At 45.5% G+C, this 9,663-nt stretch carries 11 protein-coding genes; 5 read left to right on the top strand and 6 right to left on the bottom strand.

Annotation, left to right across the window (positions count from 1 at the left end; translation table 11 throughout):
• The first annotated feature begins 543 nt into the window (after positions 1 to 543).
• Both HF638_RS24410 and HF638_RS24405 read left to right on the top strand, forming a co-directional pair.
• A complete protein-coding gene (locus HF638_RS24410; RefSeq protein WP_105408991.1) occupies positions 544 to 699 on the top strand; it encodes a DUF1540 domain-containing protein in 156 nt (51 codons plus the stop codon).
• Positions 700 to 901: 202 nt separating this feature from the next.
• Complete coding sequence (locus HF638_RS24405; protein ID WP_169482561.1) at positions 902 to 2,359, top strand: 4-hydroxyphenylacetate 3-hydroxylase N-terminal domain-containing protein; 1,458 nt, start codon at positions 902 to 904, stop codon at positions 2,357 to 2,359.
• A gap of 19 nt (positions 2,360 to 2,378) precedes the next feature.
• On the opposite strand, the gene HF638_RS24400 is transcribed toward HF638_RS24405, so the two are convergent.
• From HF638_RS24400 to HF638_RS24390, 3 genes are read right to left on the bottom strand one after another with little or no spacing between them, the layout of a single operon-like run.
• Positions 2,379 to 2,945: a nitroreductase family protein gene (locus HF638_RS24400; RefSeq protein ID WP_169482559.1), complete on the bottom strand. Its 567-nt coding sequence runs from the start codon at positions 2,943 to 2,945 to the stop codon at positions 2,379 to 2,381.
• Positions 2,946 to 2,997: 52 nt separating this feature from the next.
• Positions 2,998 to 3,804 (bottom strand): hypothetical protein, encoded by an 807-nt coding sequence (locus HF638_RS24395; RefSeq protein ID WP_169482557.1) that lies wholly within the window; start codon positions 3,802 to 3,804, stop codon positions 2,998 to 3,000.
• A gap of 5 nt (positions 3,805 to 3,809) precedes the next feature.
• Positions 3,810 to 4,262 (bottom strand): flavodoxin, encoded by a 453-nt coding sequence (locus tag HF638_RS24390; RefSeq protein WP_169482555.1) that lies wholly within the window; start codon positions 4,260 to 4,262, stop codon positions 3,810 to 3,812.
• A 291-nt stretch (positions 4,263 to 4,553) separates the two neighbouring features.
• Between HF638_RS24390 and HF638_RS24385 the strand changes: the two genes are divergently transcribed.
• The 3 genes from HF638_RS24385 to HF638_RS24375 all read left to right on the top strand — a co-directional run bounded on the left by HF638_RS24385 (position 4,554) and on the right by HF638_RS24375 (position 6,805).
• Positions 4,554 to 5,417 (top strand): class I SAM-dependent methyltransferase, encoded by an 864-nt coding sequence (locus HF638_RS24385; RefSeq protein ID WP_169482554.1) that lies wholly within the window; start codon positions 4,554 to 4,556, stop codon positions 5,415 to 5,417.
• A gap of 2 nt (positions 5,418 to 5,419) precedes the next feature.
• Complete coding sequence (locus tag HF638_RS24380) at positions 5,420 to 6,142, top strand: RluA family pseudouridine synthase (RefSeq protein WP_169482552.1); 723 nt, start codon at positions 5,420 to 5,422, stop codon at positions 6,140 to 6,142.
• Positions 6,143 to 6,460: 318 nt separating this feature from the next.
• A complete protein-coding gene (locus HF638_RS24375) occupies positions 6,461 to 6,805 on the top strand; it encodes an MGMT family protein (RefSeq protein ID WP_169482570.1) in 345 nt (114 codons plus the stop codon).
• A 103-nt stretch (positions 6,806 to 6,908) separates the two neighbouring features.
• Here the strand turns inward: HF638_RS24375 and HF638_RS24370 are convergent, their stop codons facing one another.
• The 3 genes from HF638_RS24370 to HF638_RS24360 all read right to left on the bottom strand — a co-directional run bounded on the left by HF638_RS24370 (position 6,909) and on the right by HF638_RS24360 (position 9,579).
• Positions 6,909 to 8,420: a DHA2 family efflux MFS transporter permease subunit gene (locus HF638_RS24370; protein WP_169482550.1), complete on the bottom strand. Its 1,512-nt coding sequence runs from the start codon at positions 8,418 to 8,420 to the stop codon at positions 6,909 to 6,911.
• The gene (locus HF638_RS24365; RefSeq protein ID WP_062835118.1) at positions 8,417 to 8,863 is read right to left on the bottom strand and encodes a MarR family winged helix-turn-helix transcriptional regulator; all 447 of its coding nucleotides are present in this window, start codon (positions 8,861 to 8,863) and stop codon (positions 8,417 to 8,419) included. Before HF638_RS24365 ends, HF638_RS24370 begins: the two co-directional genes overlap by 4 nt.
• 275 nt (positions 8,864 to 9,138) lie before the next feature.
• The gene (locus tag HF638_RS24360; protein WP_169482547.1) at positions 9,139 to 9,579 is read right to left on the bottom strand and encodes a MarR family winged helix-turn-helix transcriptional regulator; all 441 of its coding nucleotides are present in this window, start codon (positions 9,577 to 9,579) and stop codon (positions 9,139 to 9,141) included.
• Positions 9,580 to 9,663 lie beyond the last annotated feature (84 nt).

Here is a 9,663-nt window from a genome sequence, read left to right as displayed (position 1 = left end):
CTTAACTTTGCTTCAAAACGGAGCTGTGAAAGGAGTTTCTTAAAGCGCCTTTGACATTTTCGTTCATATCAGTTGAACTAATGAATATTTACACTGACCACTTCGATGACAGAACAACCTTCCGATCGCTGTTATCCCCAGATTTTTTGATTATTTCCCTAGAGGGGAAATCCGGGGATAAAGGCGAACGCTCCCCTTCTTCAGGTTCTTTCTGTCCTCTCCGTTTTCGTGTAAATGTTTAGTTCAAGTATATAGAATCAATTAGACTTTTAATCGTAATTATTACTATTAAATAATAACATACTACTGCCTTTTTGCAAAGATAACCACAGTACGTCCACTATTTCGCCACAGAAGGGTGCCATTTGGTTGCAAGCATCATGAAAATTTGCTATTCTAAGTATGCATCGTTGTGTATAACGCAAAAAAGCCCTCTAAATTTCATGAGAGCAACAAAATTTTCCAGATTCGCAAGCGGCAACTTGCTATATCCGGATTCTTTATACCAACGAATGTAATCCAATTAAAGTGAGGTTAACAATCATGGCAAAAGACGTATTGTGTGAAGTTAATTCCTGTCGTCACTGGGCTCAAGAAAACAAATGTAGCGCTTCTTCAATCTACATCGTGAGCCACACTTCCAAAGATGAAGTTCGTCAGTCTGCTGAAACAGACTGCAAAACTTTCGAAGTGAAATAAGAAATTGCATATGATTCACATAAAGGAGCCCTTACCGGTTCCTTTTTTCTTTGTCTATTGTAACAAGAATGATAATTATTATCAAGCCCTAATCTGCAAAAATCCTGTTCACTTCTTAAATGCACATTGGACAGATTACCTACGTACACTACGTAAGAAGTCAGTCTGCCTATGAACGATTAGAACCAAGAGGTGAATAACAATGCCTGTTAAAAGCGGCGCACAGTATCTTGAACGAATTAATGCCCAGTCCGTCCCCTGCTGGTACAAAGGTAAGCTTATTACTGGAAAACGCTCTGAACATGTTGTATTTTCTGGCTTGATGGAGACTCAGAAGTACATGTATGATCTGCAATCTGATCCTCAATTTGCGGAAACGATGACGTATGCCTCGCCGGCAGACGGCAAACCTGTGGGCATATCTTTCCTGCCTCCAACCAGTGTCGACGACCTCCGTAAACGCCGGGAAGGGATGAATATCTGGGCGAATGTGCATCATGGTTTTCTTGGTCGCTCACCCGATTACATGAATACAGCCATTATGGCCTTTTACACAGGTGCGGATCTCCTGAACGAATTATCTCCCCAATATGCAGAAAATCTCAAGAATTATTATGCATACTGCCGTGACCATGATATCACACTATCCCATGCTTTCATTCAGCCACACGCCAGCAAAATATCAGGGCAAATGGATGCTACTGAGGATGCTATTGCCGCGAAGATCGTAGATCGCACTGAGGAAGGTCTCATTATTAGCGGTGCATTCATGATGGCTACCCAAGCTGCAACTTCGGATGAGATTTTTGTCTATCCTTCACCTTCTCCTGCCCCATTTGATGATGAGAACCCATTTGCATTTTCCTTTGCTGTCCCGAATGATCTGCCAGGAATCAGTCTCGTATGCAGGGATACTTATGCAGCCGAGTCTCACGCCAACTATCCGCTGAGTTCCAGATATGAAGAAATGGACAACATCGTCATCTTTGACCAGGTACTCGTTCCACATGAACGAATATTTTTTGCAGGAAGTGAGGAGATGTCCTCCCGTCTCTTCAGTGGCAGTCATTTTCATATTCACGCTGGTCATCAGGTATTGTGTCGTTATATTGCGAAGACGGAATTTGTTCTTGGTACACTCCAGCTTCTCACGGATACCCTTGATCTGAATACGGAAGCACATGTCGTAGAAAAAACAGCACGTGTATTCGCGGGTCTTGAATCGTTAAAAGCGTTGGCCTTGGCCGCAGAAGCAGGTGCCATCCCCGATGGACGGGGATTTATATTACCCGCACCCAAACCATTAATGGCAGCCAATCTCCTTTTTCCGAAACTTTATCCTGAGATGATTGAAATCCTGCAACTCTTGGGTTCAAGCGGGGTGATTATGGTGCCTCAGGAAGAAGAGTTTCAATCCAATATCGCTCCTTCACTAAATATGTATCTTAAAGGAAACGATATGGCTTCTCACGAACGCAACGCGCTGTTCCGCCTGATCTGGGAACTTGGGGCGGGATCATTCGGGGGCAGACAGACCCAATTCGAACGATTCTTTTTTGGCAATACTATAACGGTATCGAATCGATTATTCTCCGCCTGCAGCAGAGATCAGACGAATCGTCAACTCGTTCGTGATTTTCTGGCTAACACCAGCAAATAAGAGAACTAACGGATCATTTTTATACCAGATGGTCATAGACCGTCATCAGTTCAGAGGCTGGTCTGCTTGCATCCATATCCCGCATTGCAGGCTGGTCTCCGTAACCGATATGAAATACCCCGAGCACTTTCTCTTCACTAGTCAAGCCCATCAGATTCATAAACACAGGATGTTGTTGATAATCATTGATCTTCCAGACGGCATTCAAGCCCTGTTCCGCAGCCAGAATACTAAAGCGTTTGCTCCAGGCTTTGGCGGGTAGAAGATCATCCTCACGGGCATTGGTAGGCGCCACGACAACCAGATGGGCAGGAATCGCTTCCGTGTATTGATATGTAGCCCAGTCGCCGTAACGATCGGCCAGATGGGGTGGATAGCTCTGTCTGACCGCTTCCAGGTAAAGCTGACGTCCTTCGCCTGCAAACAACATAAACCGCCAGGGTTCTGAACTCATTACATATAATGAAGGATCTGCTTCATCAAGCAACTTTCGTATAACCGACTGTGGTACGGGCAACGGACTGAATTCGCAAGCTCCTAAACGCCTCTTGCCGCTGCTTATATCCTGACTTAGACCGGTAGACATGGCAACTTCCCCTCCTCTATCTGCTTGATATATGGTTATCCTTGGACTGTCTTCACATCAACCATGTTTTCTTCGGCTCGGCAGCTTCTGTTCTCCAGCGATCTACCTCTTCGTGTATCCGTGCTTTATCACGCGTTGTAAATCGCTCTGACTCCACCACTTCTGCTTGCGGCATACTGTCACGTATCAAGTGAATATAATCCATGGAACGTACCAGCGATTTGCGTCCAGGGATGTACCTGATTTTGCGTCCTTCCAACAGGCAATACACCTCGATCATACCCGGTAATTTACCGAAGGCTTCCCAGCAGAAAGCACTGACCATATGCTGAAATGCCTCAACTACGTTCGGATCATGGACAACCATATATTTCTGAACAAGCAGCGAATCCCAGCCTTCTGGTTGCCAGGCCGCCTGAAATATCATCGACAAATGCATGGATAATGAAGGTAACTCCGTTCTCCACTGTTCAAACAGAATAGCTGGATGCTTCAGATCATCGTTCATTGCAATAGCGAGCGACAATTCATCCGTGATCTTGTTCTTCACATCCCAGTAATGGAGGACAGATTCAAAACCATTTGTCTTCTTGGGCCACCACTTCTCAAGTAAATACTGTATGGGTACCTCTTTGCGAACATCGGGGTCAAGACTGTAAAAGGCATTGACCGCATGGCTGACCGCATATTGTACACGGTGCCTCCATTGCAGAGGAGAACGTTGCTCAGACACCGGCTCAGGGCGGATGAATCGGTGTGGACTGCGCAACATCTCTTCCAATCTGTAATCTTCAAGCAGACGTCCAGGAAGATCATTCCTTCCGACGGGCATCGCTGCCTGAACATTATGTCTTAACATGACCTTTAGGACACCTGTAATCCGGCAGCAGCGAAGCGTTTGCCAAAGTCACGGCATGTATCCTTCTCCTGCTCAAGCGGACTGTATTCAATCTTTAACATCTCTGGAGATACCTCCGCCCCACGCTCTTGCAGCTTGGCAGCCGCGAGATCAACTGCACCACAGAACTGCTCATACGAGGTGTCACCACTACCGAACACCGCAGCTCTCTTTCCACTCAGGTCAAGCTCATCCAGCTCCTCATAGAAATCCAGGAATTCATCTGGCAACTCCCCGTCTCCCCAGGTGTAGACGCCAATCATGACTCCGTCATAATCCAATACATCCGCAGCATTACAATCCGTTACGGATTTCAGGTCTGCCTCGTGGCCTCCCTGTGTAATTCCTTCCACAATCAGTTCTGCAATTTCTTCTGTATTTCCCGTCATACTCGCATAAGCCACTAACAATTTAGCCATCTATTTTTCCCTCACTTTAGTTTGATCATATTAATATTCTCTCGGAAGAAAGAATGGATTTGAATTATCAAAATCATATGTGATAATGATTATCATTGTCAAATTATTTTTTTGGTTATCTTTGTTTTTCAGTATATGGTTAACGTCCGATTTCAACACAGCAAAAAATCTTCGCCTTTTCAGGTCAAATGGGCTCCGTTCCTTCAATACTCCCGTCCCCCAACTGGCGTACAAGCCCTTTTTTGTTGTACAATAGTATCCAAATGACTTTTGAAGGATGGATAAATTATTATGTACGTAGCTAAGAATTGGAAGGACTATGAAGTAATCGATACAGGAGGCGGCGAGAAACTGGAGCGTTGGGGAGATGTTATTTTACGTAGACCCGATCCTCAGATCATCTGGCCTCTTGAGCAAGAAACAAATGAATGGCATCAGGCGCATGGTCACTACCACCGTAGTTCCTCCGGTGGCGGTAACTGGGACATGAAAAAGCCCATTCCCGAGCGCTGGACAATCGGATACGAAAACTTGAAATTCCATATTAAACCGACCAGCTTCAAACATACCGGCCTGTTCCCTGAACAAGCGGCTAACTGGAGCTGGATGATGGATAAAATCTCCAACGCAGGTCGCCCAATTTCGGTTCTGAACCTGTTTGCATATACAGGCGGAGCAACGGTAGCCGCTGCTTATGCAGGCGCTTCTGTAGTGCATGTGGATGCAGCTAAAGGCATGGTTCAATGGGCCAAGGAAAATGTTCAATTATCCGGACTGGCTGATCGCCCTGTTCGTTTTATTACAGATGATGTATTCAAATTCGTACAACGGGAACAACGGCGCGGGAATCGTTATGACGCCATTATAATGGACCCTCCTTCTTATGGCCGCGGTCCTAATGGAGAGACATGGAAGCTGGAAGAGAACCTCTATCCTTTCCTGAAGTCATGTATGACGATTTTGTCGGATAATCCATTATTCATGTTGGTAAACTCATACACTACGGGCATCTCCTCCACGGTTCTGCGCAACATGCTGACCATGACGATGTCTGCCCAGTACGGTGGCCAAATCACTGCTGGTGAAATCGGTCTGCCGATTACACGCAGTGGTCTTGATCTGCCTTGTGGTATTCTGGGCCGTTGGGAGTCTTAATCATGTCAGAACATCGGCATGATCACGATGCGATTCCGATTTTGTTTGAAGACAACCATTTGTTAGGTATTACGAAGCCGGTCAATGTACCTACTCAGGAAGATGCATCAGGCGATCCGGATTTGCTTACATTGCTGAAGCAGGATCTGAAAGAGCGATATAACAAACCTGGTAATGTCTATCTCGGATTAGTGCACCGACTTGACCGCCCAGTTGGAGGGGCCATGATCTTTGCCAAAACATCCAAAGCAGCTTCGAGATTGTCCGAGACTGTGCGTGGACGTCATTTCCGTAAAATATATGCGGCTGTTGTACACGGCAAGTTGCCTGCACAGCAGGGAACGTTAAAGCACACGTTGCTGAAAGATGCACGCACGAATACCGTTACTGTTGTGCCTAAGGGCACTGCTGGGGGTAAGGATGCCGTTCTGGATTACCGGGTCATTGGGCAGACAGACCGATATAGCCTCGTTCATATCGAACTGCACACCGGCAGATCTCATCAGATTCGGGTGCAAATGAAAGAAATCGGTTGCCCGCTGTACGGAGATCAGAAATATGGTGCAAGCGTGAATAAACCCGGGCAACAGATTGCTCTTTGGTCTGTGATTGCAGCTTTTCCACATCCGGTTACCAAGGAAGAAGTTATTTTGCAATCCTTGCCTGCAAGAGAATTCCCTTGGGCAGAATGGCCAGCTGCCGTGTACCAAAAATCTTTTGAATAACCTCTATTAAGTACGTGTTCAAAAAGACTGGTTTTCAGTACCGAGAAGATGGGATGAAGCTAGAAATGGAGTAGCGGAGCGTAGAAAAGCTACGTGAGCAACGGACATTTCGGCTGAATTCCATATTCGATGCTTATGATGCCGATAGGCATCATTCGTAATCAAAAGCGGTTTTTTTGAACAACCTCTATAAGTGCACAGGATCAGGTTAAATCTGTCCATACAACGTGTCGTTCAGATCCTGTATCTGAATGACACGTTTTTTAATATTTTCAGCTAAATACCTAAATACCTAAGCTACAGAGAGGAGACATCATGATGACCCCATTTACCAAACAAGTCATTGCGATCATCGCGGCGATTCCTGAAGGTAAAGTGATGACTTACGGTCAGATTGCAGCCCACGCTGGAAGTCCAAGAGCCGCGAGACAAGTCGTACGAATTCTGCACTCGATGAGCCGCAAAGAACGCCTTCCCTGGCACCGTGTCGTCAATGCAAAAGGAGAAATCTCCATACCGGACGAACACTCGCGCATGATGCAGGAAACAGAACTGATTAGCGAAGGTGTCGAGTTTCAACTGAACGGAACCATTAATCTCAAACAGTTCGCACATGAGCCCGATCCTGTATTTCTTCTCGATCCATCGGCCCAGCCCGAATAAGACGTCTCCCCTCATATCGCGCACAAAAAAAGAGAACTCAGGCAGTTATGGGCTCCCCCATTTCAACTGCTTGAGTTCTCTTTTGTTATTTATCCGATATTCGTTATGCTGTTGCTGTCACTTTTTCCTGTTCTACAGTAACAGGTTCAATAGCTGGTTTCGTTTTACGGATAAAGAATGCCATGATCAAAGCCACCACGGTCATTCCGGTAGCAACGATAAACGCATAGTTTACACCATAAATCGTTGCATCTGCCGTAGCACGCACCATTGCTGCCTGATCATCCGGATTAACTTGACCTGCAGCCAATGTCTCTGCCAGATGCGTTTTGAGCTTGCTGCTCATAATGGTAACGAGAATCGCTGTACCGATCGCACCAGCAACTGTACGCAATGTGTTGGACATCGCTGTACCATGCGCGTTCAGACGTTGAGGCAGTTGATTCAAACCTGCTGTCTGGATCGGCATCATCAGCATCGACATACCGAACATACGAGCCGTGTAGATAAACATCATGTAGCCATAAGTAGTATCGATTGCCAAGCGACTCAGTCCAAAAGTTGTAATTGCCGTAATCGCAAGACCTGCAACCGAAAGCCAGCGTGCGCCCACTTTATCAAATATGCGACCTGTAATTGGGGACATAATCCCCATCAATATCGCACCCGGCATCATCAGAAGCCCTGATTCAATTGGTGAGAACCCACGAATATTTTGCAGGAAAATAGGAAGCAGGATCATACCTGCAAACATCGCCATCGTCACGAGCATATTGATGATCGTTGTTAATGTATACATGTTGTACTTGAAAATACGGAACTCAAGCAGTGGATGATCTGTTGTCAACTGACGAATAACGAACAGAATCAGGGATATCGCACCTACAACAAGGCATCCAATGACAATTGCACTGCCCCATCCATCGGTACCCGCATCACTGAATCCGTAGAGCAAACTACCAAAACCAAGTGTAGATAAAATAACGCCTGGATAATCCAATTTAGGTTTGGACTGGCGTGTTACATTTTTGACAAAAGCAATACCGATTGCCGTAGCAATAATAGAGAATGGCAAGATGATGTAGAACAACAATCTCCAGGAGTAATGCTCAACCACATAACCTGAAAGTGTAGGCCCAATCGCAGGAGCCAGAATCATCGCGATCCCCATGGTTCCCATGGCCTGACCGCGTTTCTCAATCGGGAAGATGGTCAGGAATACAACGGTCATCAGAGGCATCAGGATACCTGCACCTGCCGCTTGAATAACACGACCTACCATCAGAATGGTGAAGGTTGGACTAAGACCACAGACTAACGTACCTATGGTAAAGAGAGTCATCGCTGTAATAAAAATTTGACGTGTTGAGAATTTCGCAATCAGATATGCCGTAACTGGAATCAGTACACCGTTGACGAGCATATAACCCGTAGTTAACCATTGGGCTTTGTTAGCATTGATCGCGAGGTCTTCCATGATTTTAGGAAGCGCTACGTTCATCAGGGTTTGGTTCAGGAATGCCACAAAGGCACCAATTAACAATGCCGCTACAATCGGGCCTTTCTTGATGTTGTCCATCGCGGAGGATGGAGCTGCAGCAGTAGTCGTACTCATATGTTGTTCATCTCTCTTCCTTGTAACTTTTCAATCATTTGACTATGAATTCTAAGTAGGTGTTCGAGGTCTTCCTTCGATATATCCAGAATGGGTGACACTCTCTCCATCCACAAATGGTGTGTTTCCTGTTGGGCCTGCTCCCCTTTATCCGTGATCTGAAGTTTAACGGATCGGCGGTCAGCATCTGAACGTGTCCGAACGATATACTCGCCCTTGACCAACCGCTCCACAACAGCACTCATGGAACTGCTGCCCATATGGCATAGCTCAGCCACTTCATTGATGCCGATCGAAGGACGCTCCCTCAGGATGGATAACACCATAAACTGGATCGAAGTCAGCTCGATCTCCTTGTTTTCATTCCAAAATGCTCGAAAAAGCATTTGATTCACCTGGCGGAACGAATTGATAATATAGAATACTTCATACGTATCAGTCATTGTTTCACCCTTTTACTTTTGGAATATAATATTTCGTACACGAAATATCAGGGGAACAATTACTTATTATAACAAAAATATTTACATAGTCAACTCTTTACATATGATTTTATCGAAATAATACTAGGTCATGCTAAATGAGATATATCCATGCCTTTAATCAACTCACTTGGACACAGTGTGTATCATATGTAATTTTCAAATAAAATAACCACAGGACTCCTGCATGAAACGAGCAGGCACACCTGTGGTTGTTCAGATAAATCAACATCGGTTCATACCGAAGTCGATAATGCAGGCTCTTTGGTCTTGGGCGTTGTCATTTTGCCTAACAGATATACCAGCAGTTGTTGATTGTGCATTGAAATGTTACTAAGTACGGAATTCATGAATTGATTACGGATGGTGATGCCCCGCTCTGTTTCCATTCTTCCTTTGTCGGACAGAGATACCCATACAATGCGTCGATCCTGATTATCCCGATTCCTGCGAATCAGATCGTTCTTCTCCATACGATCGAGCAGCATGGTTACGGCAGCTGGCGTCGTCGCCAGAAAAGGAATCAGATCGGAAGGTTTCATCTTCTGATGATCCTCAAGTACCTCCAGAACAGCCAGTTGAGCCTCCGTCAATGAGGGTGCCAGCTCTTGATCCATATGCAGTTTATAATCTTTGGTTAATCTGGACCAACACTTGGCAAAATCGGAATTATACATCTTACATCGCTCCTCTCTGCAACCGGTTATCACTTCACCTGCTTAAGTTTTCGCGCTTCAAAGCCGCATTCCTGCTGCCTTTTT

The organism is Paenibacillus sp. SZ31, assembly GCF_012912005.1.
In the GTDB taxonomy this organism is placed as follows: Bacteria; Bacillota; Bacilli; order Paenibacillales; family Paenibacillaceae; genus Paenibacillus.
The sequence above is the reverse complement of the archived record's forward strand: the minus strand, read 5'-3'. Positions and strand labels throughout refer to the sequence as shown.

Bases quoted from the DNA above. Each gene is read 5' to 3' on its own strand.
- HF638_RS24410 (WP_105408991.1), top strand. From the start codon at position 544: ATGGCAAAAGACGTATTGTGTGAAGTTAATTCCTGTCGTCACTGGGCT.
- HF638_RS24405 (WP_169482561.1), top strand. From the start codon at position 902: ATGCCTGTTAAAAGCGGCGCACAGTATCTTGAACGAATTAATGCCCAG.
- HF638_RS24400 (WP_169482559.1), bottom strand. From the start codon at position 2,945: ATGTCTACCGGTCTAAGTCAGGATATAAGCAGCGGCAAGAGGCGTTTA.
- HF638_RS24395 (WP_169482557.1), bottom strand. From the start codon at position 3,804: ATGTTAAGACATAATGTTCAGGCAGCGATGCCCGTCGGAAGGAATGAT.
- HF638_RS24390 (WP_169482555.1), bottom strand. From the start codon at position 4,262: ATGGCTAAATTGTTAGTGGCTTATGCGAGTATGACGGGAAATACAGAA.
- HF638_RS24385 (WP_169482554.1), top strand. From the start codon at position 4,554: ATGTACGTAGCTAAGAATTGGAAGGACTATGAAGTAATCGATACAGGA.
- HF638_RS24380 (WP_169482552.1), top strand. From the start codon at position 5,420: ATGTCAGAACATCGGCATGATCACGATGCGATTCCGATTTTGTTTGAA.
- HF638_RS24375 (WP_169482570.1), top strand. From the start codon at position 6,461: ATGACCCCATTTACCAAACAAGTCATTGCGATCATCGCGGCGATTCCT.
- HF638_RS24370 (WP_169482550.1), bottom strand. From the start codon at position 8,420: ATGAGTACGACTACTGCTGCAGCTCCATCCTCCGCGATGGACAACATC.
- HF638_RS24365 (WP_062835118.1), bottom strand. From the start codon at position 8,863: ATGACTGATACGTATGAAGTATTCTATATTATCAATTCGTTCCGCCAG.
- HF638_RS24360 (WP_169482547.1), bottom strand. From the start codon at position 9,579: ATGTATAATTCCGATTTTGCCAAGTGTTGGTCCAGATTAACCAAAGAT.